Origin of the sequence: Streptomyces sp. NPDC050147, assembly GCF_040660195.1 — a bacterium.
GTDB lineage: Bacteria > Actinomycetota > Actinomycetes > Streptomycetales > Streptomycetaceae > Streptomyces.
In genome coordinates this window covers 167,530-194,447 of the sequence record NZ_JBFALJ010000017.1, presented here as the reverse complement: position 1 = coordinate 194,447, position 26,918 = coordinate 167,530, and the positions used below count along the sequence as shown (strand labels likewise).

General features: G+C 68.5%; 26 protein-coding genes and 2 pseudogenes. 18 read left to right on the top strand and 10 right to left on the bottom strand.

All coding sequences use genetic code 11. The annotated features are described in order from the left end of the window. Positions 1-311: 311 nt before the first annotated feature. Together AB0I94_RS25615 and AB0I94_RS25610 are read left to right on the top strand one after the other, a co-directional pair. Positions 312-722 (top strand): MerR family transcriptional regulator, encoded by a 411-nt coding sequence (locus tag AB0I94_RS25615; protein WP_363311980.1) that lies wholly within the window; start codon positions 312-314, stop codon positions 720-722. Between the two features lie 105 nt (positions 723-827). After that, positions 828-2,036 (top strand): MFS transporter, encoded by a 1,209-nt coding sequence (locus AB0I94_RS25610; protein ID WP_363311979.1) that lies wholly within the window; start codon positions 828-830, stop codon positions 2,034-2,036. 68 nt (positions 2,037-2,104) lie between these two features. Here the strand turns inward: AB0I94_RS25610 and AB0I94_RS25605 are convergent. Next, positions 2,105-2,266 (bottom strand): annotated as a pseudogene (locus AB0I94_RS25605) (IS5/IS1182 family transposase); the annotation flags it as partial. A 302-nt stretch (positions 2,267-2,568) separates the two neighbouring features. On the opposite strand from AB0I94_RS25605, the gene AB0I94_RS25600 reads away from it, so the two are divergent. Next, entirely contained in the window at positions 2,569-3,474 is a 906-nt protein-coding gene (locus AB0I94_RS25600; protein ID WP_363311978.1) for a hypothetical protein, read from the top strand. A gap of 6 nt (positions 3,475-3,480) precedes the next feature. Here AB0I94_RS25600 and AB0I94_RS25595 read toward each other — a convergent pair whose 3' ends face one another. The 3 genes from AB0I94_RS25595 to AB0I94_RS25585 form a co-directional block, all read right to left on the bottom strand. Further along, positions 3,481-4,962 (bottom strand): FAD-dependent oxidoreductase, encoded by a 1,482-nt coding sequence (locus AB0I94_RS25595; protein ID WP_363311977.1) that lies wholly within the window; start codon positions 4,960-4,962, stop codon positions 3,481-3,483. Positions 4,963-5,575: 613 nt separating this feature from the next. Further along, positions 5,576-5,773 carry an SH3 domain-containing protein gene (locus AB0I94_RS25590; RefSeq protein WP_363311976.1) on the bottom strand — a complete coding sequence of 66 codons (198 nt, stop codon included), beginning with the start codon at positions 5,771-5,773 and terminating at the stop codon, positions 5,576-5,578. 1,154 nt (positions 5,774-6,927) lie between these two features. Next, positions 6,928-8,394 carry a non-reducing end alpha-L-arabinofuranosidase family hydrolase gene (locus AB0I94_RS25585; protein WP_363311975.1) on the bottom strand — a complete coding sequence of 489 codons (1,467 nt, stop codon included), beginning with the start codon at positions 8,392-8,394 and terminating at the stop codon, positions 6,928-6,930. 622 nt (positions 8,395-9,016) lie between these two features. Here AB0I94_RS25585 and AB0I94_RS25580 point away from each other — a divergent pair. The 10 genes and pseudogenes from AB0I94_RS25580 (at position 9,017) to AB0I94_RS25535 (ending at position 17,567) form a co-directional block, all read left to right on the top strand. Next, positions 9,017-9,646 carry a non-reducing end alpha-L-arabinofuranosidase family hydrolase gene (locus AB0I94_RS25580; RefSeq protein WP_363311987.1) on the top strand — a complete coding sequence of 210 codons (630 nt, stop codon included), beginning with the start codon at positions 9,017-9,019 and terminating at the stop codon, positions 9,644-9,646. Further along, on the top strand, positions 9,591-10,172 hold the full coding sequence (locus tag AB0I94_RS25575; RefSeq protein ID WP_363311974.1) for a cellulase N-terminal Ig-like domain-containing protein: 582 nt from the start codon (positions 9,591-9,593) through the stop codon (positions 10,170-10,172). Before AB0I94_RS25580 ends, AB0I94_RS25575 begins: the two co-directional genes overlap by 56 nt. After that, on the top strand, positions 10,169-10,483 hold the full coding sequence (locus tag AB0I94_RS25570) for a cellulose binding domain-containing protein (RefSeq protein WP_363311973.1): 315 nt from the start codon (positions 10,169-10,171) through the stop codon (positions 10,481-10,483). Before AB0I94_RS25575 ends, AB0I94_RS25570 begins: the two co-directional genes overlap by 4 nt. Positions 10,484-10,730: 247 nt before the next feature. Beyond that, positions 10,731-12,173: an endo-1,4-beta-xylanase gene (locus tag AB0I94_RS25565; protein ID WP_363311972.1), complete on the top strand. Its 1,443-nt coding sequence runs from the start codon at positions 10,731-10,733 to the stop codon at positions 12,171-12,173. Positions 12,174-12,218: 45 nt separating this feature from the next. Then, positions 12,219-12,413, top strand: a pseudogene (locus tag AB0I94_RS25560) (hypothetical protein); the annotation flags it as partial. A gap of 638 nt (positions 12,414-13,051) precedes the next feature. Continuing rightward, positions 13,052-13,162 (top strand): keywimysin-related RiPP, encoded by a 111-nt coding sequence (locus tag AB0I94_RS25555; RefSeq protein WP_363311971.1) that lies wholly within the window; start codon positions 13,052-13,054, stop codon positions 13,160-13,162. A gap of 26 nt (positions 13,163-13,188) precedes the next feature. Further along, positions 13,189-15,027 carry a lasso peptide isopeptide bond-forming cyclase gene (locus tag AB0I94_RS25550; RefSeq protein WP_363311970.1) on the top strand — a complete coding sequence of 613 codons (1,839 nt, stop codon included), beginning with the start codon at positions 13,189-13,191 and terminating at the stop codon, positions 15,025-15,027. Positions 15,028-15,058: 31 nt separating this feature from the next. After that, on the top strand, positions 15,059-15,313 hold the full coding sequence (locus AB0I94_RS25545) for a lasso peptide biosynthesis PqqD family chaperone (RefSeq protein WP_363311969.1): 255 nt from the start codon (positions 15,059-15,061) through the stop codon (positions 15,311-15,313). Continuing rightward, on the top strand, positions 15,310-15,753 hold the full coding sequence (locus tag AB0I94_RS25540) for a lasso peptide biosynthesis B2 protein (protein WP_363311968.1): 444 nt from the start codon (positions 15,310-15,312) through the stop codon (positions 15,751-15,753). Before AB0I94_RS25545 ends, AB0I94_RS25540 begins: the two co-directional genes overlap by 4 nt. Beyond that, on the top strand, positions 15,750-17,567 hold the full coding sequence (locus AB0I94_RS25535) for an ABC transporter ATP-binding protein (protein WP_363311967.1): 1,818 nt from the start codon (positions 15,750-15,752) through the stop codon (positions 17,565-17,567). The genes AB0I94_RS25540 and AB0I94_RS25535 overlap by 4 nt, the downstream gene beginning before the upstream one ends. A 95-nt stretch (positions 17,568-17,662) precedes the next feature. Here the strand turns inward: AB0I94_RS25535 and AB0I94_RS25530 are convergent, their stop codons facing one another. Then, the gene (locus tag AB0I94_RS25530; protein ID WP_363311966.1) at positions 17,663-18,967 is read right to left on the bottom strand and encodes an ATP-grasp domain-containing protein; all 1,305 of its coding nucleotides are present in this window, start codon (positions 18,965-18,967) and stop codon (positions 17,663-17,665) included. A gap of 187 nt (positions 18,968-19,154) precedes the next feature. Here AB0I94_RS25530 and AB0I94_RS25525 point away from each other — a divergent pair, with 187 nt between their 5' ends. Next, the gene (locus AB0I94_RS25525; RefSeq protein WP_363311965.1) at positions 19,155-20,513 is read left to right on the top strand and encodes an ATP-grasp domain-containing protein; all 1,359 of its coding nucleotides are present in this window, start codon (positions 19,155-19,157) and stop codon (positions 20,511-20,513) included. Between the two features lie 208 nt (positions 20,514-20,721). Continuing rightward, positions 20,722-21,255, top strand: a complete 534-nt coding sequence (locus tag AB0I94_RS25520; protein ID WP_363311964.1) for a DUF4232 domain-containing protein — start codon at positions 20,722-20,724, stop codon at positions 21,253-21,255. A gap of 348 nt (positions 21,256-21,603) precedes the next feature. Here AB0I94_RS25520 and AB0I94_RS25515 read toward each other — a convergent pair whose 3' ends face one another. After that, the gene (locus AB0I94_RS25515; RefSeq protein WP_363311963.1) at positions 21,604-21,828 is read right to left on the bottom strand and encodes a hypothetical protein; all 225 of its coding nucleotides are present in this window, start codon (positions 21,826-21,828) and stop codon (positions 21,604-21,606) included. A 180-nt stretch (positions 21,829-22,008) separates the two neighbouring features. After that, positions 22,009-22,419: a hypothetical protein gene (locus AB0I94_RS25510; protein WP_363311986.1), complete on the bottom strand. Its 411-nt coding sequence runs from the start codon at positions 22,417-22,419 to the stop codon at positions 22,009-22,011. Between AB0I94_RS25510 and AB0I94_RS25505 the strand changes: the two genes are divergently transcribed. Further along, positions 22,384-22,557 carry a hypothetical protein gene (locus tag AB0I94_RS25505; protein ID WP_363311962.1) on the top strand — a complete coding sequence of 58 codons (174 nt, stop codon included), beginning with the start codon at positions 22,384-22,386 and terminating at the stop codon, positions 22,555-22,557. The genes AB0I94_RS25510 and AB0I94_RS25505 overlap by 36 nt on opposite strands. A 132-nt stretch (positions 22,558-22,689) precedes the next feature. On the opposite strand, the gene AB0I94_RS25500 is transcribed toward AB0I94_RS25505, so the two are convergent. Together AB0I94_RS25500 and AB0I94_RS25495 are read right to left on the bottom strand one after the other, a co-directional pair. Beyond that, a complete protein-coding gene (locus AB0I94_RS25500; RefSeq protein WP_363311961.1) occupies positions 22,690-23,526 on the bottom strand; it encodes a hypothetical protein in 837 nt (278 codons plus the stop codon). Positions 23,527-23,603: 77 nt separating this feature from the next. Beyond that, positions 23,604-24,248, bottom strand: coding sequence for an RNA polymerase sigma factor (locus AB0I94_RS25495; RefSeq protein WP_363311959.1), 645 nt, complete (start codon positions 24,246-24,248; stop codon positions 23,604-23,606). 426 nt (positions 24,249-24,674) lie between these two features. Between AB0I94_RS25495 and AB0I94_RS25490 the strand changes: the two genes are divergently transcribed. Continuing rightward, entirely contained in the window at positions 24,675-25,286 is a 612-nt protein-coding gene (locus AB0I94_RS25490) for a hypothetical protein (protein WP_363311958.1), read from the top strand. Between the two features lie 255 nt (positions 25,287-25,541). Here AB0I94_RS25490 and AB0I94_RS25485 read toward each other — a convergent pair whose 3' ends face one another. Continuing rightward, complete coding sequence (locus tag AB0I94_RS25485) at positions 25,542-26,045, bottom strand: class I SAM-dependent methyltransferase (RefSeq protein WP_363311957.1); 504 nt, start codon at positions 26,043-26,045, stop codon at positions 25,542-25,544. Positions 26,046-26,476: 431 nt separating this feature from the next. On the opposite strand from AB0I94_RS25485, the gene AB0I94_RS25480 reads away from it, so the two are divergent. After that, complete coding sequence (locus AB0I94_RS25480; protein ID WP_363311985.1) at positions 26,477-26,764, top strand: hypothetical protein; 288 nt, start codon at positions 26,477-26,479, stop codon at positions 26,762-26,764. The last annotated feature ends 154 nt before the right edge of the window (positions 26,765-26,918 follow it).

The window sequence follows — 26,918 nt, the reverse complement described above, 5'->3', positions numbered from 1 at the left end:
TTTTTTTATTCTTTTATTTTTAGTTTTCTTTTTAGTGCGCTGGCGTGGGCGCCCCCGCGGCCGGTCCGCTGCCAACGAGCCACGGGAGCACGACATGCACTTATCGACCATCCGAGGCTTACCCGGCAGCCGAAGCCGCGCTGGGTCCGTTCGTTTGAGCCTCCGGCGAGCACGGCCGCAGCACGGCGTGAGAAGGTCCCAGCGGACCCCTGGCGATGTCCTGCGCGAGAACCGCCCGAAGGACAGCCAGACCAAGCGGGCCAGGGCGAGAACGCACGTACCGTGGGCCGGAAAGTTACGAGGAGGCGATCATGCAGATCGGGGAGCTGTCCGAGCGCACTGGCGCAAGCCGCCGCTCGATTCGCTACTACGAGCAGCAGGGTCTGCTCGAAGCAGCACGGACGAGCAAGGGCTGGCGGGAGTACGACGCGCGAGCGGTCAACCGGGTCCTGAACGTGCGGGAGTTGCTCGGAGCCGGGCTCACGGCAGAGGACATCCGCGTGGTGACTCCCTGCCTGGACATGAAGACCGAGGAATTCCTGGCCTGCGACAGCAGCCCCGACGAAGTGCTTGCCATGTACGAGCAGCGCCTGTCCGTCGTGGAGGCCAAGGCGGCAGAACTCCAGCGGCACCGGACGGAACTGGTGGAGCGCATCGCCCATCTTCGGGCCGGAGCGGAGGACACGGAGGGCTTCGCGCAGCTGCTGCGCTCCGGCGCTTGACCTTGACACCGGTGTCACTACCTAGCGTGCGACGGACGTGCCGCGTTCCACGGAGGTAGGAGACCGATGCAAAAAAGAGTTGCCCTGCCGGGCTGGCTGTACGTCTTGTTCCTGGCCCTGCTGGTTACGGCCACCGACGAGTTCGTCATCGCCGGCGTGCTGCCCGCTGTCGCCGACGACCTGGAGGTGAGCGTTGCCGCCGCCGGGCAGCTGGTGACCGTCTTCGCCGTGGTCTACGCCGTCGGCGCACCCACTCTGTCGGTGGTCTGTGAACGCTTCGCGAAGCGGACGGTGCTGGTCGTCGGTCTCTTGCTGTTTGTCCTGGCCAACGCAGCAGCAGCACTCGCCCCTGGCTACTGGTTCCTGATGGGTGCGCGTGTGGCGGCTGCCTTGTGTGCGGCGGCGGTGGCCTCGGCGGCGTTCGCCACGGCAGCCGCCGGCGCCCCCGACGGAGCGCAAGGGCGGTACCTGGGTGTCGTGACGGCCGGGATGACCGCCGCGCTGTTCAGCGGAGTGCCGTTGGGTTCGTGGCTGGGCGGGGCCTTCGGATGGCGCGCGACCTTCTGGACGATCGCCGCGGTCGGAGCAGTCGCAGCTGCGGGTCTGCTGGCCACCGCACCACCCGTTCCCGGCGGCGCCCCGGCTCCGCTGCGGGAACGTCTGGCACCGCTGCGCAATCGTTCAGTACTCCGCCTGGTGACAGTGACATTCCTGGCGGCGAGCGGTGGCCTGCTGTTCTACACCTACCTCGGGCCGTACACGTCCAAGGTCGCAGGGGGCTCGTACGGCCTGCTGTCGTTCGTGTTGTTCCTCGTCGGTGCCTCCGGCCTCGCTGGAGCCTTGTTGTCGGGGCGGGCCGCGGATGCCTGGGGTCCGCAGCGAAGCCTGCGGCGGGTTCTCGCGGGTCACGCCATCGCACTCGCTCTGGCCGCCGGGCTCGTCTTCAGCGGCATCGGCGATCGATACGTTCTGGCCGTGGTGATTGCCTGTTGGGCGTTCTTCGCCTGGGCCCTTACCCCACCGGTGCAGGGCAGCATCTTGACCGCCGCCGGGCCTTCTGCAGGGATGACCGCGGTGTCGCTGAACATCTCCGGGCTCTACCTCGGCACCGGCTTCGCCGCCGCTACGGGCGGGGCCGTTGTAGGGACTCTTGGCGTCGCCTACGTTCCTTTGGCCGCCGCCGCACTGATGGCGTGCGCTTTCCTCTTGTCTCCTTCAGTGCCGCACGCACACGGCCTGAAGGGAAAGCCGGTCGCCAAGGGTTACGAACGCATAAGTGACCCCGGCAAAGCCGTTGGACGCGGCGGTGGGTGATCAGGCAGACGGCGAGGCCGAGGAATGCTTCGTGGATGTCGTCGCCTCGCTTCAGGGCCCCGTCGGGCCGCCCGGACGTGGGAAGAGCCGATCACCGCCCGCGACCAGTCCAGCTGGTTCTTCGACCGCAGCTCGTTGAGCAGCACAGCGTGCAGCCGGTCCCACACGCCCGCCTCGTTCCAGGCGGCCAGGGGACGCCAGCAGGTCATACCCGAGACGAAGCCCAACACCTGGGTCAACCGCTTTCGTCAGAGCCAGTCAGCCGACGGCTCCGAGCCGTCGGCTGAGGCTCCGCCGTCGACTCCGACCCCTGCTTGCGAAGCAGATCCTGGACGACGTCGACCTTTGCGAACGCGCTGATTCCGTACCGACTCAAACAGCGGCACCGCACTTCCCACTGCTGTGACAGCGGAGTCATGGTGTGACACAGCTTGCTCCTGAGCGCACCGGCTACCCGTACGGTCCTGCGACGTGGGCCCCGGCAAGAGACCATTGATCAGTAGAAGATCCCCATGACGCGACGGTGTGAACAATGCCCGTCGGCCGTGTCGACGCCGTGGGTGTGGCCTGTGGCCGTCGATCATCGGTGGGTCCGAGCGACATCACGGCAACCCCCGGGGAGTTCCCGTTGGTCATCACCACCATTGTTGTCGCGGTCCTGGCGCTGGCAGCCGGGGTCGTCGGGCACCGTCTGCTGCGTAAAGGCCTGGAGGCGAACGAGACCCCCGCGCTGACCATTCGGGACTTCGTGCTGCCCCTGCAGACCCTGACCGTCTTTGTTCTCGCGTTCGTCCTGGTCACTGCTTCCGGCTCCAACGGGAAGGCTGACGAGGCCGTCCGTAAAGAGGCCGGCATGGCGGACCACATGTTCGAAGTCGCCGACTACGCCCCCGCGGCACAGCGCCAGCGGCTGCAGGGCGACGTCGTCTGCTATGTACGGGCCGTCGAAGCCCACGAGTGGCCGGCCCTGGCCCACGGACACGGATCCTCCGTCCCCAGCGTGTGGAGCACCGACCTCCGCGCAGCGCTCAAAGCCATGGGTGACGACGCGTCGGCTTTCGGGCTGCTGTTGGCCGCCGACAAGGAACGCTCCCAAGCCCGCCAGACACGCATCGCCGAATCCACACCCGCGATCCCCAACGCCGTGTACTGGCTCATGCTCGCAGCGCTCGCCTTCCTCGTCGTCACCCTCGGCCTGTGTCTGCCACGCAAGAACACCGCCCTGGTCACCGTTGGCCTGGTGGTCCTGACCGCCCTGCTGACCAGCGTCCTGCTCGTCATCCGCGACATCGAACGGCCCTTCAGTGGCTATATCGCCGTCTCCCCCACCGCGATGAAAACCGTCGACGCCGACATCACCGAAGACTTCACCACCGCTTACGGCAAGTACAAGCTGCCCTGCGACACCCACGGCAAGCCCAGACCCACCGCCCACTGACGATGCTCAGGTGGCCTGCTCAAGGCGCCCGTAGTGCTTGTGGGCGGCATGCAGGTAGTCCGACAGCCAGATGAGGGGCTGTGTCTCCCTGGGGCTGCGGGCGGGGAGCAGGAGTTGCGAGATGATGATTTCGGGCTGGAGGGCGATCGAGTGGGGCAGGTGCTCGTAGAGGTGCTCGGCGCGTTGGCGAAGGCCGTCGGCGAGGTGGGTGTCGCCCAGTAGTGCGGGGATGCGCAAGTCGTGTTCGTAGCCGGCGTCCATGCAGTGAGCGACGGCTTCGTCGAGAGCCTGGGGGACGGTCATGGTCTGCACCGGTGGACGTTCGGGAGTCAACCAGGACAGGTCCTTGTCCGGTGGGGTGCTGCTGTCGAGCAGGGTGTCGGCGATGTACCGCGCGATGACGGGTGAGCAGTGAAAGCCGTCGCGGTAAGTGCCGGTGGCGAAGACTAGGCCGTCAATGCTGCGGGAGGGGCCGAGCAGGGGGAAGCAGTCCAATGGGATGGGGCGGCGCCCGCACAGCCAGGCGGTGACCTGGGCCGCGGAGAGCTGTTGGTCGATCTGTTCGCAGGCGGCTCGCAGCATCTCCTGGGCGGTCCCCACTTCCGGCCCGGCGCCCGGTTGTGGAGTGATGACGCTGGTGGCGCCGATGTAGTGCCCGCCGGGAGACGGCAGGACGTGCAAGCCGCAGGTGGCGGCCCGGTTGGGAGTGCGCACGGTATGCGTGACACCGCCGGGGTGGTCTCGGCGGGTAAGGATGGCCAGTCCTGTGCCGTGGAGCATGGGCGGAACGGCGCCGGGGGGCAGCACGGTTGCAGCCAGTGCACCGCTCATGCTGCCGGCTGCCAGGACCACCTGGGTCGCCTTCAGCGTCCGGCCGTCGTCCAGCCGAACCCCTCGCACGGTTCCGTTGTCCGCGACCAGCGCGGTGGCGGTGGCGGAAAGGAACTGCACGCCGCGGGTGGCGGCCGCTGCTTCGAGGGCGGCCAGGACGCGGCGGGCGTCGACGGTTCCTTCGCGCTGAAGATGGAGCGCGCGCAGAGGCCGCGCGTCAGGACGAGGCGCGAGGCCGGCGATATCAGCGGGATCGACCGTCTCGTGCGGCTCGCCATGCTCGACCAGCGCACTGCACATGGCCTCGAAGTTCCGATCGGTGATGCGTCCCGATCGGGCGCTCAGAATCACGAAGGTGCCGGGAGTGTGGCTGTTGCGCAGCCCAACACCTCCGGCTACTTCTCCTGCCTCGTCGGCGAGCCGCGCGAGCCAGTCCGGCCAGGCGTCCAAAGCCCGCCGCGCGAGCGCGAAACGGGCCGCGGCGGCGGGATGACGGGTGGTGTACTGCGTCACCTCGCCGAAACAGTTGAGCATGGCGCCGGCCGCTGGAGTGGCCGCCCCGGCCCGGCCCGGTGTTCCGACAACGGCAATGCGCAGGCCGGTGTCCCGGCGGGCCACTTCCAGTGCCGCGGACAAGCCGAGGACGCCGTTTCCCACAACAGCAATGTCGACGGTCACTGTGTCGCCCGCCCAGTGAAGCGCAGCGGAGGGTCGTCGTGACGGCAACGTCCTGGACTGAATCGGTCTCGCACCCTCTGTCGCAGTCGATGCTCGTCGTACCGTCCGGACCTTTCAAAGTCTTCTCGCATCACCCAAGTACGGAGTGAAGCCATCATTTCGACGTCCGCCTGCGTAGCCAACCGCATCTGCCAGGCAATCATGATCACCACGCTAGTCCGCAGAGCCCGCCGGCCGCTCGCATGAACTCACTTCAGCGTGTCTCTATGGGCGAAGCGCCCTCCGGAGTGGTGCGTGCTCAGTACTCGCGCGGCACACACGTGCCGGAGTAGGGCACGGTTGGAGTACTGCCTCTTCACCGGCCGAACGATCCTGATTGTTGGCCCAGCCTCACAATGATGCAGGCGCAACGGTGCTCATGCCTGCCCCGGTTGGTGGAGCAGAGCGCCGCTTCGCCCGTCGGCCTTCGAGCAGCTGTCCGGTTGGGCGTCGATGGCCGGAGTCGTGAACGGCAGCTACGGCCAACTAGGGGCTGCCACGACGGGCGACCCGGAGGGCCACCCTGACAGGGCGTTCCGGGTGGCCGTGGGCGTCAGCCGGTGCAGGCGCCGCCCGCGCGGTACACCAGGTCGCCACTCGTCCATCCCGTGACGCCGCTCGCGGTGTTGGTGAGGTGTACCCAGCCGTTGTGGCTGCGATGTACACGGATGACATGGTCGCGGTAGAGCATCCCCAGCACGTCAGCGCGGAGCGAGGGGACCCGACGGATCCGTGCCGAGGAAGCGTGCAACGCATGAGGCTGGAGTGGCGCCTTGGTGCAACTGCGCGGCCGGCCGGCCTCCTCATGTTTCATTGGTGGACGTTCGTCCGATGGAAGCAGCAACATTCCTACCGCCACGAGGGCCAAGAGCAAGAAGGCTACGAGCACAAGGACCCTCAGGCGTCGTAGGTGCACCGCACCCCCCACCGCAATGAGGTGGTCAGCGCTGCAAGCCGCGTGTCGGTGAAGAGCCGGGGCGCCCGCTGGGGGAACACCACCCTGGCAGCCCGCACGTAGCTACGTGTGGTGCTCGGGCCGAAGATGCCCGGGGTGTGCGGTTTCCCAGCTACTACGGCGGCAGCGGCGTCCAGTTCGATGGTCAAGTCGGTCGGCTGTAGTCCGCACGAGACGGTCCGGATTTCTCCCGAGCACGCCGCGTGGGCGTCTGCTCGGGTAATCCCCGCGGGAACGTTACTGCGGGGCACTGGTGGGTTCGCTTCACAGGAGGCGGAACGAGAATGGGGCACGGAATGACGCGGCGGGGAGACATCCTGCAGCGTCGACGTGGGGCGATGGCGCACGCGTGAAGCGTAAAGGGTGAGCATCGGATGCCCCTCTGCAACTACCCGGCGCAGTGCCTGTGTTGACGTCATATCTGGGCAGCTGGCACGAGCTGGCCCAGAGGCGCTGTACACCTTGGGGTGAAGACGCCCGGATCGTCCTCTAAGCGGTTGCGGGTGGGCAGTGGTACGCGATATCGAGTGCGGCGCTTATGACGCCGAGGGTGAGCGACCCAGTTCAAGACACCGTTCGAGTACTGGTGGAGTCGAAACCCCATGGTGGCCAGTGGGCAGGGATCCAACTGGCCGCAGACGGTCACTCTGTGCTGACACTCATCCGGTTCATCCGGCGAGCGGGACGCCTCCGAAGCCAGTACGAGCGGGCCGCGATGGTCAGGGCGATGCCGTAAGCAGCGCAGGCGACCATCGCGCGAGTTGCGGAGCGTGATGTCTCAACTGGCCGTCCGTGGGGAGCCGTGAACGTCTCCCGACCTCGCGCTCCGTCGCCGTATGAGCGTTGACGTTGTCGCGTGACCCGGGCGGGTCCGGTATTCCGCCGGGCCCGCCACGGCGGCTCCATACCGGAGCCGGACTCGCGTCACGCCGTCAGCGCCGTCAGTGATGTCAGCGCTGCAGTGTCAGCAGACACGGACGGTAGGGCAGGAGTCCGTAGTCGCCGCCAGAGTTGGGGCTGCGTCCCTGGTAGAGCATCTGCAGACTGCAAGGGTCGACGGTCATCGTCTGATCGGCGCTGGTACGGAGCAGTTCGCCATGGCTGATGTCGTTGGTCCAGGTGGCGCCGCTGTTGGCCTTGCCGGCGAAGGGATTGCTCTCGGTCGCGGCCTGGGGTGTCCATGAGCCGTTCAGGCTGGTGGCCGTGAACGAGCGGAAGTAGCGGCCCTGCGAGCCGATCGCCTCGACGATCATGAGGTAGCGGTTCTGGCCCTGGAGCTTGTAGACCTGCGGGGCTTCGAACAGGTTGTTCGTCGTATCGCTCATGACCGCTGTCGAGTTCGAGCCGAAGCTGCCCGGGAAGTTCCCGATCGGCATACTGGCCCGGTAGATCTTGCCGTTGTCACCGGCGAAGAACAGGTACATGTTCGACCCGTCGGCGATGAGTGTCTGGTCGATGGGTCCGGTTCCGGAGTCGGGGATGCTCCCGGAGAAGAGCACCTGCTCGGATGACCAGCCATTCGGGTTGGTGGGGTCGCTCGACGTCCGGTAGGAGAAGGCGGTTCCACCCCACTGGTAGGCGAGCACCCAGACGTTCTTCGGCGCGAAGTAGAAGAGCGTGGGCGCTACGGTGGCCGAGGACATCGTGTTCTGGCCGGCCGAGGCCATCTCCGACCAGTTGGTGAACGGGCTGAAGTTCATCGAACCCCACCTCGTCCCCGTGTCGTGCGTCGTCGCATAGACGAGTTGCTTGCCGTTGTAAGGGGCGACAGTGAAGTCCTTGAGCGAGACCCACCCCGGCTTGGGCTGCGCCAGCGCGCCCGTCGAGTTCCAGCGGTATGTCGATGGAAGATCGCACGGTCCGGGGTTGCCGCCGCCGACCCTGACCAGCTGCCACTGCTGGTTGGTGCCGCCCCAGTCGTCGTACTGGACGATGTTCGCGTTGTCGGCGGTAGAGCCGCCCTGCACTTCGAGGGCCTTGTTGCTGTGGCGCGAGATGAACCGCACGTAGCCGTCCGAGCTGTCGGCCAGCCGCCACTGCTGGTTGGTGCCGTTCTGATCGGCCCACTGAACGATCGAGCCGCCGTTGGCGGTGGACCGGTTGTGGACGTCCAGTACCTTGCCGGAGTGGCGGGACTTGATGCGGTAGTTACCGCCGCCGGAGTCGACGAACTGCCACTGCTGCTGGTTCTGATCGTTCCTGGTCCACTGGGTGATGCGGGCGCCGTCGTTGGTCGCCAGGTTGTGGACGTCCAGGGCTTTGCCGCTGTTGCGGTTGACCAGCACATACCAGGCGTTGGTGTCGACGGTCGCCGCGGCGGCGGGCGGGGCGCCGAGGAAGGTAGCCACAAGCAGCAGCGGCGCAAGGACGGCGAGCAAGCGTCTCAGGTGGACGGGGGACGGATGGCGGAACCACATCAGAAGAACTCCTTGGGCGGGGGCCTGGGGGCCGGGGGCCGGGGCGGGAGTGAGGTGACGCCGATGAACCGTGCGGAGCTTCCGCGCCGGAGGCCAGGGACGGGGTAGGTGAGAAGACGGCCACACATGCTGAAGAGTTGGTGCTGTGGGCGCTCCAGCCGAGCACTTCGCCGTGGCCGTGACCAGAGAGGTCCCCGGCCCTCAGCCATCCCAATCGGCGGCTGGTTGTGACGGCTGCGGCCGGGATGTCACGCCAGCGGATCCACCAGGTGTCCAGGGGGTGTTGGCCAAGAGGGCCTCCGGGGTGGGGGACGTCGGTTCAATCCCGAAAACTTTCGGAAACTTCTCGAGTTCTTTGACGCCACAAGCTAGGAACGTGGGGCCTCCGGGTCAAGACCTGTCGCCGATCTGTCCATAAACGGCGCCTTCTTCAGGCTTGACCAGCATGTTGGACCGACCGGAAACTCTTCGAAAGTTTGCGACGCAGTTCACCAGCCCAGGCATCCGCGCAGAGGAGAGCAGTTGAGCAAGCAGCGTCCGCCCCTGGCCGCCACATCTTCAACTTCCGCAGGAGTCCGCATCTGTTGACGACTGCTCTGCACATCACTACTGTCCGCCTCGAATCTTCGACGCACCGACCGCTGTTCGATATTTCGCATGGGAGCGCTCCCAGACTGGTGCCCCCACGGCGCCCAGTGGGCACCAAGAACTCCCCCACAGAGAGAAAGGACGATCATGTCGGTGCTACCCCCGATCTCCGAGACGTCGGGCACAGACACTCACGGGCTTAGCGGTCGACGCGGCGCTCGAGGCAACCAGCGTGTATCAGGTCGCCGACAGCAACCAGTACCTGCTCCTCCAGGAAGCCATCGGCTCCGCCGGCCGACACTGCTTTCACTCCTTCACATCTCCCAGCCTCACCAGCGCCTGGACGCCCCCGACCTACCACCGGGAACGAACCCTTCGCCGGCCGAAACAACGTCACCTTCCCCGCAGGCACCTGGGCGCAAGACATCAGCCACGGCGGAACGATCCACGCCTGCAACGATCAGATCCTGACCATCAACACCCGCCGACTGCGGTACGCCTACCAGGGCATGGACCCGGCGGCAACTACCGCCGCCTGCCCTGGCGAATGCGCCTGCTCCCCCAAACCAACTCCCCCCTGTCGACCACCATCGCCACAGGAGCCACTCATGCCCCCCACCCCTTCGTTACGCCACCCCAGACGCCTCCGCCTCCACTCTGTTGACGAGGCCCCTCCCCGTCGGCGACCTCCTCACCGCGCCCACCGCGGCAGCCGCCCCCTTCGCGGCGGCGACCTCGGCCGTATGCGTCAACCCCAGGCCGGCTACCTGCCGGACGGACCACCCAAGCGCGCCACCGTGGTGACCACGGCAGCGCAGTCGCTCACCTGGCAGTTGCGCGACGCGTCCGGGACTGTGGTCGCCTCCGGCGCGACCCTTCCGCGCGGCGCGGACACCCCCTCCGGGCAGTCCGTCCAGGTGGCCGACTTCTCCTCGTACCGAGGGACCGGCTCGGGATACGTCCTGGCGGTGGACGGCAGCGTCAGCGTGCCCTTCGACATCCGCGCGGAGACGTTGGCCGGGCTCCGCGTCCTCGGCTTGCTACATCGACGACATCGGCTCGTACTCCACCAACGAGGTGGCGGCCGACTGGAGCGCCTCGCTGGCCTGCCTCCCCCCTTACGCCGCCTACGCCGCCAAGCGCCAAGCGGACCTCCACCGGCGAACCACCCACCGGTGCCTGCGCGGTGACGTACAAGGGCGACAGCGGCTGGAGCACGGGTTTCACCGCGACGGTCACCGTCAAGAACATGGGCTCGAATTCCGCGGACGGCGGGAAGCTGAGCTGGACCTACCCGGCAGGCCAGCACGTCACGAGCGCCTGGGACGCGACCGCCACCCACGACGGCACCGCCGTCGCCGCCCGCGACGCCGACTCGAACGCCGACTGGAACCGGACCATCCGACCCGGTGCGGCCGCGAGCTTCGGACCCCAGGGGACGTACAGCGGGAGCAACCCCTCCCCCGCGGCCTTCACGCTCGACGGGCATGCCTGCATCTGATCCATGCCCGGTCAGACCCGGGGCAGACGCGCCCGCCCGGCCGCACTCTGCAAGGCCCCCTACGTCACCCGGCGACCGCTCGGGTGCCGTCCGTCCGGCCGACATCATCTGGGTTCCATGACCACGGTGTCCGGTGACCCCGTGTTGCCCGGGTTCCGGCCCGGCCCGTCCGTCTGCCGCGTGGGAGCGGACGACGCATTTCGACGCTCTTCAGTCCTTCCGTGATTTCTACCCTGGAGGCACAGTCATGGCTTTGCATGCCTTTTCCCCACCCGTCGTCCGCCAGAAGTTCGGTGGTCTTCTGATAGCGCTGGTCGTCGGCGTCCTCGGTGCGGTCGCCGCACCGGTCGCGCCGCCGACCGCACACGCCGCCGAGAGTGCGGCCGAGAGTACGCTCGGCGCCGCGGCGGCGCAGAGCGGCCGCTACTTCGGCACCGCCATCGCCTCGGGCAGGCTGGGCGACTCGGCGTACACGACGATCGCGGGCCGCGAGTTCAACTCGGTGACGGCCGAGAACGAGATGAAGATCGACGCCACCGAACCCCAGCGGGGCCAGTTCAACTTCACCGCCGGTGACCGCGTCTACAACTGGGCCGTGCAGAACGGCAAGCAGGTGCGCGGCCACACCCTGGCCTGGCACTCCCAGCAGCCCGGCTGGATGCAGAGCCTCAGCGGCAGCACCCTGCGCCAGGCGATGATCGGCCACATCAACGGCGTGATGTCCCACTACAAGGGCAAGATCGCCCAGTGGGACGTCGTGAACGAGGCCTTCGCCGACGGCAGTTCAGGAGCCCGGCGCGACTCCAACCTGCAGCGCACCGGCAACGACTGGATCGAGGTCGCCTTCCGCACCGCGCGCGCCGCCGACCCGGCCGCCAAGCTCTGCTACAACGACTACAACGTCGAGAACTGGACCTGGGCCAAAACTCAGGCCATGTACGCCATGGTCAAAGACTTCAAGCAGCGCGGCGTGCCGATCGACTGCGTCGGCTTCCAGGCGCACTTCAACAGCGGCAGCCCCTACAACAGCAACTTCCGCACCACATTGCAGCAGTTCGCCGCCCTCGGCGTCGACGTGGCCATCACCGAACTCGACATCCAGGGCGCCCCGGCCTCGACCTACGCCGACGTGACCAACGATTGCCTGGCCGTCTCACGCTGCCTGGGCATCACGGTCTGGGGTGTGCGCGACACCGACTCCTGGCGGCCGGAGCACTCGCCGCTGCTGTTCAACGGCGACGGCAGCAAGAAGCCCGCCTACACCGCCGTCCTCAACGCACTCAATGCCACTTCCCCTACGCCGCCTGGGGATTCCGGACAGGTCAAGGGCGTCGCTTCGGGCCGCTGCCTGGACGTGCCCGGCGCCGGCACCACCGATGGCACCCAACTCCAGCTGTGGGACTGCCACAACAGCACCAATCAGCAGTGGACCTACACCGCCGCCGGCGAGCTCAGGGTCTACGGCAACAAGTGCCTGGACGCCGCCGGCACCGGCAACGGCACCAAAGTCCAGATCTACAGCTGCTGGGGTGGCGACAACCAGAAATGGCGCCTCGACTCCGACGGATCCATCGTCGGCGTCCAGTCCGGCCTCTGCCTCGACGCAGCGGCAAGCGGCACCGCCAACGGCACTCTGATCCAGCTCTACTCCTGCTCGAACGGCAGCAACCAACGCTGGACGCACACCTGATAGGGCCTGCCACCAAGGCAAGCGTGGATCGATGAAGACCTCACCAAGATGCGTTGCCTCGGCGAACAGGCCAAGGCCATCCTGAAAGGCTGGCGCCTCCTGCCGAAGCTCCGCTACAGCACCAACCGGATCACCGACATCGGGAAGGCCGTCCTCGAACCTTCACCACGCATCAGCGTGAGGATGGAAAACGCTCCCTACGTCGTTCTGCGGGACGCGGTGAGCCCTTCGTGTGGTTGACCCGCCCAGGGGCGCCGAGTGTGCTTGGAAACACTCTGCCGTTGGTGGCTTTGACTGACTGGCCGCTTGGCGCCCCGCGACGACCCGGCTGCCGAACAAAGGTCGGCACCGACGCCGGCAAGACCCACCGTCCTCCTGGTCCTCGGAATTATCAGCTCGACGCGACTCCTGCCGGAACGCATCACACGGAGTTCGCCGCTGACGCAAGAGAGCTACCGGACCAGGGGAAAGAGCTGGCCATTCTGACAGGGAGACGAAGCGCGAGCGCAAGAACCCAGTACGCCCCGGCGGCTCCACCCGGCTCGTTGCCCCCTCTTCGCGACAGGAGCAGCAGACGGCTGCCGATACGCAGGTCGGAACGTTTTTTCGCCCTTACACGCAGAGCAGCCTTACATTATGCAGTTTTAGACTAAATCCGAAAGTAGTGCCGTGAATACCCACTGCGGCTGAACTTTCCATATTGTCTAATTTTCCCTCGGTGTCCTTGTCCTGCCGTGCGGTTATGCACATAGCTAGGTGCTGCGCCCGCATTCCCGCCCGGGCTCCAGATGAGCCTCGGGCCGGCCGGCAGCAGACCGGGATCCCCGTGCGCTGTCGACCAGGGAAGCGGCCGTCAATCCTCTACCTGAGGAGAGCTCATGAAGAAGGCTTACGAAGCGCCGACGCTGGTCCGGCTCGGGACGTTCCGCAAGAAGACCGGGCTGCTGCGGAGTTCCGGGAACGACCGACTCATCCTGAGCAAGAACTGAAGACCGACGGTTTCTGACCTGACGTCATGACTGAACTGCACGCAAGTGCGGGGACGGGCCCCGGCGACGCACACTTCGCAGTCTTCAACGACCGTGAGGACGCAGCCGCCGTGGCCCGCTCCTTCGCCCACCCCGGGACACGAATCCTCAAGCACCCGTCGGGCCGGCCATGGCTGGTAGGGCAATGGGACGACCAGGAGGCCGTCACCGGGTTTGCCGGCAGCGCGGCGCTCGCTGTCATCGGCTGCTGCCCGATCAGTGCCGCCGAACTGGAGCGCCGCGCAGGACGGCTGCGCCACCTCGCCGAACTTGACGCACTGGCCCACTCCCTGCCCGGCAGCTTCCACCTCGTCGCCACCCTCGATGGGCAACTCAGGGTGCAGGGCACCGCGTCCGGGCTGCGCCTGGTCTTCCATGCTGCCGTGGACGGCGTGCAGGTGGCCGCCACCCGCGCCGACGTGCTCGCGAACGCGCTCGGCACCGCGCCCGACGAACAGCAGTTGGCGGTAGGACTGCTATGGCCGGTTCCGTATCCGCTGTTCGAAACGTCTGTCTGGCGTGGCGTCACCGCTGTCCCGCCACAGGACGCGCTGATCGTCGCCGCGGACGGTCGGACCGTACGCCACGCGCGATGGTGGGCCCCGCCGGAGCCGGTCCGTACGCTCGCCGACGGCGCACCGCTGGTCCGCGAGGCCCTCACCGCGGCCGTCGACGCCCGCACCCGCCGAGGCGGCGTGGTGAGCTGCGACCTGTCCGGCGGCCTGGACTCCACCTCCATCTGCTTCCTGGCCGACCGGTCCCGCGCCAAGGTGGTGGCCAGCACCTGGCCGGGGCGCGATCCCGCCGACACCGATCTGTACTGGGCCGAGCAGGCGACGAAGCACCTGCCGGACGTCGAGCATGTGGTCTGGGACGCGGACGCCTCGCCGCTGGTCTACGACGATCTCCTCAGCATCGACGACCTGCTCGACGAGCCCACCATCGGTGTCATGGACCGTTCGCGGGTACTCCATCATCTGCCCGGCATGGCGGAGCGGGGCAGCAGGCTGCACCTGACGGGCATCGGGGGCGACCATGTGGCGTGGTGCTCCGAGGCGTACTACCACCGGCTGGCGCGCACACGTCCGCTGTTCGCGCTGCGGCAGTTGCGCGGCTTGCGGGCGCTGTGGCAGTGGCCGCTCGGCGCCACTGTCCGCGCGCTGGCCGACTCACGGCCGTACGGGAGGTGGCTCGCCGATTCCAGCGGTCGGCTGCGCGACCCCGCCCCTGCCACGGTCGCCACCAGTCTCGGCTGGGGCATGCCGCCCCGCCTCTTCGACTGGGTGACGCCCGACGCGGAACGGCTGGCGCAGCGAGCCCTGAGAGAGGCGGCCGCGACGGTCACGCCGCTGCACCCGGACCGTGGCCTGCACGCCGACCTGGAGGCGATCCGCTCGTGCACGCGCATCATCCGCCAGTGGGACCGCATGGCCTCCCGCGCCGGCGTACCCATGGCCTCGCCGTTCCTCGATGACCGCGTCATCGAGACCTGCCTCGCCATCCGGCCGGACGAACGCGTCACGCCCTGGGCGTACAAGCCCGTCCTCACCACCGCGATGCGCGGCATCGTGCCCGAGACATGTCTGCGGCGCACCACCAAGGCCGCAGCCGCCATGGACGCCGCCGACGGGCTGCGTCGGCACCGCGCCGACCTGTTGTCCCTGTGGGAGAACTCCAGGCTGGAGCAGCTCGGCCTGGTCGACGGCCACGCGCTGCGTCGCCTCGCGCAGCGCCCCTCCGCTCCCGGGCTGCGCGACGCGATCCTCTACTCCACCATCGCCGCCGAAGTGTGGCTGCGAGGCCTCTCCCCCACCCGCACCCGCTAGATCCGCCACCGGAGAAAGGCAGTCACCCACCATGGCACTGCGGTTCGGCCCCGATGTCTCCACCGCGGAGACCGATTACGGAACAGTTCTCCTGGACCAGCGCAGCGGCGACTACTGGGAGCTCAACCCCACCGGCACCCTGGTGGTGAAGACCCTCCTCGACGGCGGCGAGGAAGCGGCGGCCGTCGAAGCGCTCGTCACGGAGTTCGACATCGACCGGGCCCGCGCGGAGCAGGACGTCATGGCTCTCGTACGGGAGTTGCGGGAGTCGGGGCTGGCCTCATGACGACACCGAGCGCCTTGGTGCGGCCCACCGGCGTCCCCTTCACCCGGCGGTTGGCCGCCCGCCTCGTGCTGCTTCCCGCCGTCGTCCTCTCGTTGCTGTCCCCGCGCCGGATCCGCGTGGTCCTCGGCGTCGTGCGTCGCGGAGCCGCGCCGGCCAGCGCCGCGCAGGCGAAGAACGCCCGGGACGCGGTGTGCGCGGTCAGCCTGCTCTGCGCCGGTCCGAAAGGCTGCCTGCCCCGCTCGCTGGCCGCCGCCCTGCTGTGCCGGCTGACGGGCAGTTGGCCCACATGGTGCACCGGGGCAAGCGTGGTGCCCCCCTTCAACGCGCACGCCTGGATCGAGGCGGAGGGACGGCCCATCGGCGAAGACGCACCCGACGGCTACTTCGCGCGGCTGCTCGCGGTGGGGCCGACGGACACGAACCGGCCTCCCCACCCATGACCGACCTGCAGGCGAAGGCGCCGCCGGACCGCTCGACACGGGCCGCGGTGGCCACCATGTACCGGCTCACCACCGGGCACCGGGCCTCCATCGTCGTGGCCACCGTGCTCACTCTCGTGGCCTCGGTCCTCGGGCTCGCCCAGCCTCTCGTCGCCAAGCAGATCGTGGACGCGGGTGACCACGGGCGGGCATTCTGGCCGCTTCTGCTGCTCCTTGCCGTGCTGTTCGTCGTCGAGGCAGCCACCGGCGCCGTCGGCCGCTTCGTCCTGGAACGCATGGGCGAGAGAGTCGTACGCCAGCTCCGTCACGGCTTGGTCGCGCGACTGCTGAGGCTGGAGATGCGGGAGTACGACCGCCACCGCACCGGCGATCTGATCTCCCGCGTGACCGCCGACACCACCTTGCTCAGGGAGGTGGTCTCCCAGGCTCTCGTCGACCTCGTCACGGGAGCCCTCGTCGCGGCCGGTGCGATTGCCCTGATGATGTGGATCGATCCGCTGCTGCTTGTCCTGGTCGCCCTGACCGTGGCGACCGCCGCCGCGGTCGTGGCCTCACTGCTGAAGGGCATCCGTGCCGCCTCCGAGCACATGCAGAACTCCGTCGGTGCGATCGCCGCCGACCTCGAGCGTGCGCTCGGCGCTCTGCCGATGGTCCGCGTCCACAGGGCCGAGGACCGCGAAGCACAGCGCGTCGGCGAACGCATCGAATCCGCTCACGACGCGGGCGTGCGGACCGCGAAACTCGCATCGGTGATGAGCCCGGCGGTCGAACTCGCGGTCCAGGGTTCCTTCTTGCTCGTCCTGGTCATCGGCGGCTTGCGCGTCACCGGCCACGCCAACTCCCTCGGTGACCTCGTCGCCTTCCTGCTGTACGCCTCCTACCTCGTCCTGCCGCTGTCCTCGGTCTTCCGCGCGGTGGGCCTGATCCAGCGCGGCATGGGCGCCTACCAGCGCATCGAACAGGCCCTGAACCTGCCCGCGGAGCCCTCACCCCCCGGGCGGCCGACACTACGGACGCCTCCTCGCGAGGCGGCTCGGCAAGCCGCTTCGTACGAGGAGCCCGCTCTCGCGCTGCGGGACCTCACCTTCGGCTACGAACCCGATCGCCCGGTCCTGGGCGGCGTCACCTTCTCGGTCCCCCACCGAAGTCAGACGGCTCTGGTCGGCCGGTCGGGTGCCGGAAAAAGCACGATCTTCGCTCTGGTGGCCAGGTTCTACGAACCGGACTCCGGGGTCCTCCTCTTCGACGGGCGGCCCGCCACTGAACTGACCCGCGCGGAATGCCGCGAGCGGATCGCCGTCGTCGATCAGAACACCCATGTCGTCCACGGCACCCTGCGCGACAACATCACCTACGCCGTGCCGGCCGCCACCGAGGCCGAAGTGCGGCGCGTCATCGAACTCGCCCAGCTCGACGACGTCGTACGACGGCTGCGGGGCGGCCTGTCCGGCATGCTCAGCGACCGCGGCAACACCCTCTCGGGAGGCGAGCGCCAGCGCATCGCACTTGCCCGTGCTCTGCTCGCCCGTCCCCGACTCCTCCTGCTCGACGAGCCCACCTCCCACCTCGACGCCATCAACGAGACCGCGCTCACCACAGTGATGAAGGACGTCGCGCAGGAATGCGCCCTGCTGGTGATCGCACACCGGCTCTCCACCGTCCAGCACGCCGACCAGATCGTCGTACTGGACCACGGCCGCGCCACCGCCGGCGCAGGCCACGAGGACCTGCTCACCAACAATCCGACCTATCGCGAACTGGCAGCCGGGCAAATGCTCCGCCCCGCCGCCGCCCGGCCCCACCCGCACACGTAACTCCAAGGCGGAGGCAAGGGGAGGCGGGGGCGCGGGAACGGTCGATGGCGGAAGTCGACCGCTTGTGAAGCAGCGGCAGCTGTCGCCTGGGCCAGCTAGCCTTCCTCCGCCAAGCCGGGGGCGACGGCGGGCATGCGGATGCCGAGCAGCCGCTCGATGTCGGCGTGCAGCGCCGCGGACGCGGCCTCCGCCCGGGACGCGGTCTCCGCGGTGAGGCGGACGACCCCGTAGGTGGCTCCGTTACCGTTCATGCCGCGCAGCCGGGTGCCCGGGGCGATGCTGGTGTGACCGGAATGGAGCCGGTGACGGAAGGACTCCAGCCAGTTCTCCGGCAGGTCGTCGCGGACCCGGCAGTCCTCGGCGGCGGTCAGGAAGGTGTGGCTGGCGGCGGTGCGGACGCGGAAGGGCTCCCGCGGTACGCGGGCGCCGTCGTACAGGTCGATGAGCACATGGAACAGGCTGCGTCCGGTCGCCGCGCGGATGAGGTCCGGGACGGCGCCGCCCGCGATCCGCGGGTTGACCTCGACCAGCCTGCATCCGGCCGCGGTGCCGATGACTTCGACGTGGAAGAGGCCGAGGTCCATGCCGATCGCGCGGCAGACGCGGACCGCGTAGTCCATCAGTTCGCGTTCGGCCGGTGCGGGCAGGCCGCAGGGGATGGTGGAGCCGAGTTCGAGGAGGGGGTTGTCCGCGCCGGTCTTGCGGCGCACGGCCGCCAGGGCCGTGCAGGTGGTGCCGTCGGCGGCCACCTCTACCGAGTAGAGCGGCCCGACGGCCACCTCTTCGACGAGGAAACGGCCGTCGAGTTCCCGCGCCAGGCAGGGTGCGACCGCCGCGTGCCGGGCGGCGGCGTGCGCGAAGTGCGTCTCGACGTCGTGGGGCGTGCGAGCGAGCGTGGTGACGGCCTTGGCGACGCCCCGCACGGGCTTGACGATGACCGGGTAGCCGATGGACGCGGCCGCCGCCAAGGCCTCGCCCGCCGTGGCGGCCAGGGCGTGCGCGACGTTGGGCAGACCGTGCGCGTCCAGCGTTCGACGGCAGGCCGCCTTGTCGCGGGCGACCGACACGGCCTCCACGGACGTTCCCCTCGCGCCGGTGAGGCGGGCGAGCCGCGCCGCGGGCAGGGCGAGTTCATGGATCGTGCTGAGCACCCCGTCCACCGCACCGCCGGCAGCCGCGGCCGACCGCACGGCGCCTAGCGCGGCCGCCGTGTCCCGTAGGTCGTCGATCTCGACGACCCGGTGGGCCAGGGACCGGGCGCGCTCGGACTCCGCGCGCGTGGCGTTGTCGTAGCGGACGCGGGACGAGCACAGGAGCGTGACGGTGTGGCCGCGCTCGACCGCGTACTCCAGGGCCTGCTGGCCCGTAACGCTTGATTCGACGAAGACCAGATGGCCCACCGTTCGCCCTCTCGTCGCACGGTCCCCGGTGCTCACTCACGACCACGGACGGATCGCATACGGCCGGCCCGGCTCAGCCAGCTTCCCGATGCCGGGGGCAGGGCGCGCGCCTCCGGGCGGGGACCGGCGCCGAGTTCACCCGGACGGGCCCGCTCAAAGCACCGGAGCGCGGCCATACATACCCTGCGTGACGAACAAAGTGATCGCGGAAGCCCGAAGGCTGCCGCACACCGCGGCCTTTCTCGGATTCGGCCCCCGCCCCCTCTACCTCCTGCCCCTGCTCCGGGCGGGCTGTCTGTCGGCACTCATCACCGACGAGGCGGGGGACGTCGGCTGGGCCGAGCGCTTCGGCGTGGAGATGTTCTCGCTGGAGCACCACAGACGGGCCCGGGAGCCCTCGGGCGCCCGAACCCCCGTGGGGCGCGTGGCCGACCTGTTGCCGCTGCTGTCGGACTTCGCGGTCGGGCACCGGCACGGCGGCCGGCTGGAGGTGGCGTCGTTCGAGGGGTGCCCTTCACCGTGGCAGCAGGCACTGGAAGGCATCGGCATGCGCCTGCACCTGCCCGAAGAAGCCGACGCGGAGCAGCTGACGGACAAGACCGCCATGCGCCGGTGGTTCCGCCACCTCGGTCTGCGCGTGCCCGCGAGCACCGTGGTCGGCGGCGCGCTCGACTACGCCTCGCTGCGGGCCCGCTTCGGCCCGACGTTCGTCGTGCAGCGCCCGCGCGGCAAGGCCGGTGACGGCACCTACCTGGTCACCGACGAGGCCTCGGCCCGCGCCGTCCCCGCGCTGCCACGCCTGCTGGTCAGCGAGTACGCGGGTGACATCGGCGTAAACGTGCACGGCTTCGTGCCCAACACGGGCGCCCCGCAGACCCTGCGGCCCTCCGTGCAGATCACCCACATCGACGACGCCGGGGCGGTCTTCGGGCAGTACGCCGGCAACGACTTCCACGCCGTACGGCTGCTGCCGGAGGCCGTGCTCACCGAGTGCCGCGACACCGTGCGGAAGATCGGGCAGGGTCTGCACGGCCTGGGCTACCGGGGGGTCTTCGGGACGGACTTCGTCGTCCATGAGGGTGTCGTGACCGTACTGGAGATCAACTGCCGCCTACAGGGGTCCACCTGGCTCCTGGGCGAACTCGAACTGGCGGACGGCTCCGTCCCCACGATGCTGCGCCACCTCCTGGCCCAGCACGGCCAGGACGTACCCGCGACCCCGGACGACCGCCCCGCGGAAGCCGCCCACCTGATCATCCGGCACAAGGGACCCGCGGTCGAAGTGAACACCGTGCCGGCCGGCGCCATCTACCGGCTGGACGACCACGCGAACCTCACACGCCGGCACGACGGTCCCGGCCTCCTGGAGTGCGGCCCCGACGACGTGGTCGTGGCGGGCCTGCCGCGGCCGGGCACCGTGGTCCAGCCCAACAGTGTCCTCGGTTGGGTGGCCGCCTCCCGGTCACTCACGACAGCCGACGGCAAGGCCCTCACTCCGTACGGTCTGCAGGTGGTCGACGGGGTACGGCGCCTCTGCGTTGCCTGAAACCCGGGCTCCGGCGAAGGTGTCGCGCGCTCCTCCGTTCCAGCCGGCCGTTCCACACCGTCGGCATCGGTGCTGGTCAGTGCCCCTTTCAGCGTTCCAGCGTCCCATCATGCCGGTCTTCCGTTGTGGACGGGACAGTGGCGGCACAGGCTGGAGAGGTGCCAGCGGCTCGCTGGACGTCACGCTGTCCTTACCCATGGAGATCTTGATGCGTTCGCCTCTCGTCGCCCGATCCACCCGCCTCGTCCTGACCGCCGTCGCCGCGGCGGCCCTCACCGCCACCGCCACCGGTACGGCTCTCGCGGCCGGCGGCCAGGGCACGGCCCCTGACGTCGGGCAGGTCTGCGGAACCACTGACCTGACCTTCAAGCTGACCGAGAAGACGCAGGCCGGCGGCTACTTGCTCGTCACGGCCAAGGCCAAGTCGGGCATCACCTGCTACCTGGAGGGCGGCATCCCCTCCGCCTCCTTCGGATCCTCGCCCGACTCGCTGGTCCAGCCCATCGAGCAGAGCGTCGGCAAGACCATCAAGCTCTCCGGTTCCACCGCCGCCTACGCCGGCATCAACCCCAAGACGACCAGCGGCAACTACGGCGCGGAGTACGAGCGGCTGTTCCTCTCCGTCGCCGGTGACGAGAGCGAGTCCGTCACACTGAAGCTCCCCTCGTCCACCCTGGTCGACCGGCCTGTCTCCACCAACTGGCAGGCCGCCGCGGCCGACGCCGTCCCCTTCAGCGACTGACACTCCGCACCGACTGCGATCGGTAACTCCTTCGGGCGGTCGCCGGGCGAAACGCCCCTTCCGCCCGGAGGGGTACCGGGGCTTGAACGCGGAACTGACGGTTCACCATGCCGCCAGGAGGCGGCTCATGCCCAGTCGGCCGCGCGGGGTCCCGCGCCCTCTCCGCCGCCGTCATGGCGGCCGTCCTCGTCTCTACCATCGGCGGTTCGGCCACCGCCACCGCCCCGCGACCCGCCGCGTCATGTCAGGGCCCCGCCCTTGAGTGCGTACGGCAGGCACGTCACACCCTGAAGCGCCTGCGCGACGAGCTGCGCTGCGCTGCGATCACCGCGACCCCTTCTCGGCTCTCTACGTACAGGTGCAGCGGTCCTTGGAGAGGGCGGCGCGATTGCCGACTGTGGTGCGTTCGAGGAGCCGTCGGGGCCGGCAGGCGATCTGAACACCGGATTTCTCCGCCTCTGTCTGCGGGCCCACGAGGCGGACCGAGCCGGTCGCCCTGTCCCACGCGCAGGGCCAGCTCGCGTCGACGGCAAGCAGGTCGCCAAGGACCCCGGCGGAGCCACCGGCAAGCACGCGTGCATCTACTCGTCGTCTGTACCTCGCCAGCGAAGCACCCCGGCGGCCAAGGCTGATGCGTCCTCAGGCGGGGCGGAGAAGCAGGTCGAGTGCGTGCTCGGGCCGTGACCGATAGGGAGCGGCGCCAGCGGGGAGTTCGCCCAAACGGCATGACGAGCCCCACCCAGCAACCGCCGGTCAAGGGAGCGCGGTGGCAGTACGGCCGCCTGTGACGCGAAGAAGCTCCAGTTTCCCTGCCTCGATGCTTCCGCTCGCTGCCGTGTAGGTGACCATGCGCAGGTCCGCGCCGGGGACGATGAGCACGTCGCAGTCGAGCAGGATGTCGCCGACCTCCGGATGCCGGATCGTCTTGCGGTCCGTCGTGTGCTGGGCGGCCGCCGTCTGCGTGGCCCAGTGATGGGCGAAGACCTCGGATACTTCTCGCAGTTCCCGCACGAGACGATCGAGCTGAGCGTCCCTGGGATAGCGGGACACAGCGTCCTTGAGGTCGGCGACGATCGACTCCGCGAAGGCGTCCTGTCCGCGCTCGGACTGGACGGGAAGCATCGAGTCATGCGCGGCGCCGTCGCCGAAGAGTGCACGGGCGATGTTCCGTTCTGCGGCCGGGAGCGTGGCGGGGTCACCGCGCAGGGCGCTCCGCGTGAGGCCGCCCAGCGGTTCACCGCAGCGTACGCAGCCGGGACGGACACGTTCGCAGACGACGTGACGAGCAGCTCACCGCGCTAGAACCAGCAACGACCAAATGGCCCGACAGGAGACAGGGAGACACGACACGACCCCTGACGCTGTGCTGGGTGCGTTGCAACTCCACGAGCGGCAGGCAGTCGCTCGCCACAAGGTCCGCGAGAGGCGTCCTGCCTACTGCTCGGCGGTGAACTTCGGGTCCTTGGCCTGGTTGTAGATCTCCTTGCCTGATGCGTTGTAGGCATGGACGTAGGGGCTCGGGCCCATGTAGCGCGGGCCGGGTGGCATGTCCGGGGAGAGGGCAGCCCCATAGACGAACGCGCCGCCCGCCATGCGAGCCGGGTACTCCTTCGGGTCGTCGCCGTAGCTGATGGTGATCTTGGCGACGTCGGACGTGTAGTGCCCGGCGCCCAGCATGAGGTACTTCCCCGTGCCGACGGGCTCGAGCATGGAGTTGAAATACTCGACCACACGACCGGTCCCCCACAAACGGTCGTTGATGAACGTCGGCGGGGAGTCCTGGCTGGTGCCCTTGTCTCCCTTCGACTGGCACTGCACGTACTGGTCGGCGGAGTTGACGGCGACGACCACGCCGTCCCAGTCCCGTGAGGCAGTGGGCGTGCGGACCGCGATCACGGCGTGGTACTGCGACGCGTCCGGCCCCAGGCAGGAGGAAAGGATCCTGGTAACGGTCTCGGCTTCGATCGGGGTCGTCCTCGCGTCGGTGATGGTGAAGGCGGCCTCGGGCGACGTCCCGCGGGGCGAAGACGGCGCCGAACCGTCTTCCCCCGACGTGGCACCGTGTGATGCGCTCGGACTCGGCCTCGGAGTGGAGCTCCCCTGGCTTCCGCCGCTGTGCGCGGGGTCGGCGGCACTCGGTTCGGCGTCCCCTGTCCCGCCGAGGACGACCACCCCCGCGACGCTCAACGCCGTCACACCGGTGGCGACGCTGAGTGGTACGCCCCATCTGCGTCGCAGTGAAGCCGCGTTGTCCTGTGGACCGATCTTCATCAGAAGTTCCTCTCGGGTCCGCCGGTGGTTCGGCAGATCACGATCGGAAGGAGCCGCCGGAATGCCCTGCGAGTCATTCATCGTGCGATCTCCTTCGTGGTAGCGGGATTCCTCGAACTGAACGGCGCTGGAACCGTGGCTCCGCCAAGGTCGGCGCCCAACCTCTGCCGCGCCCGGTGCAGTCGGGACTTCACGGTCCCGACTGCCACCTTCAGCACTGCCGCGGCTGCCTGCTGGTCAAGGCCCGACCAGACGCAGAGCTCAAGGACCTCGCGTTCGTGACGCGGCAACCGGGCCAGCGCCCGGTGGATCTCCGACATACGGCGCTCGTCATCGATCTGGACGGCGACGCTGTCCGCGTGGTCGCCCACCGACTCGTCATGCGAGACAAGCCGGTGCAGCAACGCCTCGACCCGTCTCAGCCGCCGCCTGGTGTTCGACAACTGGCCATTGGCGATGCCCAGCAGCCACGGCAGAGCCGAGTCGCGGTCGAGTACCGTCTCCGATCGCCGTCGCCAGGCATGCAAGAACACGGCCGACGTGATGTCCTCGGCCTCGGACCAGTCGGCCGTCCGCCGGAACAGATGGTTATAGACGGCCTTCCCATGACGGTCGAAGATCCGGCCGAACGCCTCGCGATCGCCGTCGACGGCCCTCGCCCACAGCTCCCGGTCAGATATCCCGCCGACCGGCATGGCAGGACCAGCGTCGTTCAGTTCCATGCCCTATCCGTGTCCGGCACCCGGCCGAAGGTTCCCACCGAGCCAAGTTCTCTCCGAGAGACAGCCATGACCTGCCACGAAGTCATGGCTCTTGCCGGCATGTTGCTCCTTGGCCCATTGATAGGCTCTTTGTCTACCGCAAGACGCTGCTCAGCAGGCGCGCGGTACTGCCCAGAATAAAGCGGCCAAGGAACAACACGAGCCGGCGATACGGACGCGGGCCCGGTGACCCTGCCAGCACCTGCCCGGCGGGGCCCGTGACCATCACGTGTCGCACAGCCCCTGGGAGCGAGGTTCAGACGGTAACTGTCGCCTGGTCCCCGACCTCGAAGTAGCCAAGAGGGCCGCTTCTTCATGTCCGGGTCGTCGACCTTGGTCGATCACGGAACTTGACCTCACTCGCGGTTGAGGTTGGAGGCTGGCGCCATGACTGCCATCGTCGCCGGCCTCCGGCCGGTCGCACTGCCCGACCCCGCCCGTCCGGACGCGGGCCTCATCCTGGCGTCGCTGTGGCGCACCCGGGGGCTCGAACAACAGCAGAAGGTCATGTCCGGCGTCATGGACGCCTGGGAGAAGGCCCGGCTGCCAGCCGCGTACCTCGCGCGGCACTGTCTGGCGGGGTCCGACGGCCGGACCATCCTCAACTTCGCCCAATGGACAAGTCCCGAAGCGCACCGGACCTTCGCCGCCGATCCTCGCAACCAGCAGACTCTCGGCAGTGCCATCCAAGCGCTGTACTCGGCCGATCCGCCAGGGCGTTATGTGCCCTACCGCTTCGCGGGGCGGCACGACGGGGCCGCCCGCTACTTAACCGCGACGTGGCACGACACCGAGGACGATGCGATGGCCCGATCGCTCGCCGATGAGTTGACCGAGCGCGCCCCCGCCGCCCTGACGTCCCCGTCCGCAGTGGCGGAGTATTTCTACATCGGTGAGGCCGGACGGCAGCTCCTCGTGCTTGCCGGGTTCCAGGACGAACCCGGCGGTGTAGGCCCATGGTTCAGCCCGTTCCGCGGGCTGGTGCGGTCGGCGCGCTAAGGTCCGCTCCCCCACCGCATCCGTCAGCTCGCCGCGACCGGCCACGAGATCAATTACCAGACACCTTAGGACTCCGTTACTGTGCCTGCGATGACACGGTCGGCGGTGATCAATAACGTGTCGGCAACCGGCTGAAACGCCTCCAGTACCGTCCCGAGATCATCAACGGCTTCATAGGCAGTCGGGATGCCCCTGTCCGGACGGTGCTTCCCCTCGATGCATGCCGACCTCCAGAACGCCGCCTCGACTCGGAAGTCACCCGCCGCGGGTCGCCCAGACCTCTACGTACGGACCTCGGTCGACCCCGTCGACCGCGAAGCCCGCCCTGGCCACCGCGGCGGCGAACTCATCTGGATCCCACACCGTGTACCACCGTCGGCCGCCCGGTTCATCGAGCCAGCCTGTGCGGCCGGTGGCGCTCAGACACACGTAAATCCGGCCCCCGGGCCGCAGCAGTCCGGCGAACTGCCCCAGCACGTCCACCGCATCCTCCACGCCGAGGTGGACGAGCGAAGCAGAGGCCCAGATCCCATCGAACGTCCCGGCCGGGAACCGCGAACCGGCCTCGCGCAGGTCACACTCCCAGGTGGGCGCGTGGGCGTTGGCCATCGCTACAAACAGCGGGTTGAGGTCGACACCACGCACCACATGCCCGTGCTTCTGGAACCTCGCAAGGTCACGGCCCGGACCACACCCTGCGTCAAGGATCAGCGACGGCACGGGCAAGGAGCCCGCGAACCGCTCAACACGATCCGCCATCTTCGGACCATGCTCAGCCGCGTAATCGTCGGCGTGGCCGCTGTAGGCGGCGACCGACTGCGCTACCTGGTCCGACTCCCCCCCCCCCCCCCGCAGGATGTGTCGCGTGACTTCATTCCTCCATCCTGAGCTGCCCCTGCACCACCGACCAGCGGCCAGAACGAAAAGGGATCAAGTTCATACGCCCTCACACAGCGATACAAGCGACGGTGCGGCGCCGAACGCCACCCTGAAGTGCAAAGGTCGCTGACCGGTTTGTTTGCCTGGTTTGTTCCTGCCGTCCGTTCGATAACGGTGACCGTCGCCGATCGGCAATTGAAGAAGGCAGCCCAGGGCAGGGCCGGCACGCGTATCGAGCCGTGATCAAACTGCCTGCCGCGTGAGCCGGTGGCGGCCGCCTGCGGCGACGTGCGTGAGATCATCCGTCCATGATGAGCAGCGACTTGGAAGTAAGCGCTCTGGCGATCAATGTCGTGATACCGCAGGCGCTCCGCTGGACAGACACTCGCCGCGGTGAAGCGTTCACGCTGACCACACTCAACGTCCGGCTTCTCCCGGACGGTCACCTCGCCGTAAAGGCCTACGGCAGACCAGTTGGGGGCGGTCGGGGCGCATACGTCTCGTTCCCTGTCCCCGATAGACCCGAACTGGCGGCCCTGGTCTCCGATGCCGCCAGCCGTGCCGGGGCGTTGTGGGCCGCCCATCGCGGTCTCAGCTGATCTTGCGGCGATAGCGAGCCCGCACAACCTTTCCAGCCGGATGCGGCGCTCGCCGTACAAGGCTGCGCAGCAGGGATTGCCTCTCGTCCGCTCACAGCCAAGAGGCTGCGATGGGTTCCCCGGCCCACTTGGTGAGCCAAGTAGTGACCGAGCG

Bases quoted from the DNA above. Each gene is read 5' to 3' on its own strand.
- AB0I94_RS25615 (WP_363311980.1), top strand. From the start codon at position 312: ATGCAGATCGGGGAGCTGTCCGAGCGCACTGGCGCAAGCCGCCGCTCG.
- AB0I94_RS25600 (WP_363311978.1), top strand. From the start codon at position 2,569: ATGCCCGTCGGCCGTGTCGACGCCGTGGGTGTGGCCTGTGGCCGTCGA.
- AB0I94_RS25585 (WP_363311975.1), bottom strand. From the start codon at position 8,394: ATGTGGTTCCGCCATCCGTCCCCCGTCCACCTGAGACGCTTGCTCGCC.
- AB0I94_RS25575 (WP_363311974.1), top strand. From the start codon at position 9,591: ATGCCCCCCACCCCTTCGTTACGCCACCCCAGACGCCTCCGCCTCCAC.
- AB0I94_RS25565 (WP_363311972.1), top strand. From the start codon at position 10,731: ATGGCTTTGCATGCCTTTTCCCCACCCGTCGTCCGCCAGAAGTTCGGT.
- AB0I94_RS25555 (WP_363311971.1), top strand. From the start codon at position 13,052: ATGAAGAAGGCTTACGAAGCGCCGACGCTGGTCCGGCTCGGGACGTTC.
- AB0I94_RS25550 (WP_363311970.1), top strand. From the start codon at position 13,189: ATGACTGAACTGCACGCAAGTGCGGGGACGGGCCCCGGCGACGCACAC.
- AB0I94_RS25545 (WP_363311969.1), top strand. From the start codon at position 15,059: ATGGCACTGCGGTTCGGCCCCGATGTCTCCACCGCGGAGACCGATTAC.
- AB0I94_RS25540 (WP_363311968.1), top strand. From the start codon at position 15,310: ATGACGACACCGAGCGCCTTGGTGCGGCCCACCGGCGTCCCCTTCACC.
- AB0I94_RS25535 (WP_363311967.1), top strand. From the start codon at position 15,750: ATGACCGACCTGCAGGCGAAGGCGCCGCCGGACCGCTCGACACGGGCC.
- AB0I94_RS25520 (WP_363311964.1), top strand. From the start codon at position 20,722: ATGCGTTCGCCTCTCGTCGCCCGATCCACCCGCCTCGTCCTGACCGCC.
- AB0I94_RS25505 (WP_363311962.1), top strand. From the start codon at position 22,384: ATGCGCGGCGCCGTCGCCGAAGAGTGCACGGGCGATGTTCCGTTCTGC.
- AB0I94_RS25500 (WP_363311961.1), bottom strand. From the start codon at position 23,526: ATGAAGATCGGTCCACAGGACAACGCGGCTTCACTGCGACGCAGATGG.
- AB0I94_RS25495 (WP_363311959.1), bottom strand. From the start codon at position 24,248: ATGGAACTGAACGACGCTGGTCCTGCCATGCCGGTCGGCGGGATATCT.
- AB0I94_RS25490 (WP_363311958.1), top strand. From the start codon at position 24,675: ATGACTGCCATCGTCGCCGGCCTCCGGCCGGTCGCACTGCCCGACCCC.
- AB0I94_RS25485 (WP_363311957.1), bottom strand. From the start codon at position 26,045: ATGGCGGATCGTGTTGAGCGGTTCGCGGGCTCCTTGCCCGTGCCGTCG.
- AB0I94_RS25480 (WP_363311985.1), top strand. From the start codon at position 26,477: ATGAGCAGCGACTTGGAAGTAAGCGCTCTGGCGATCAATGTCGTGATA.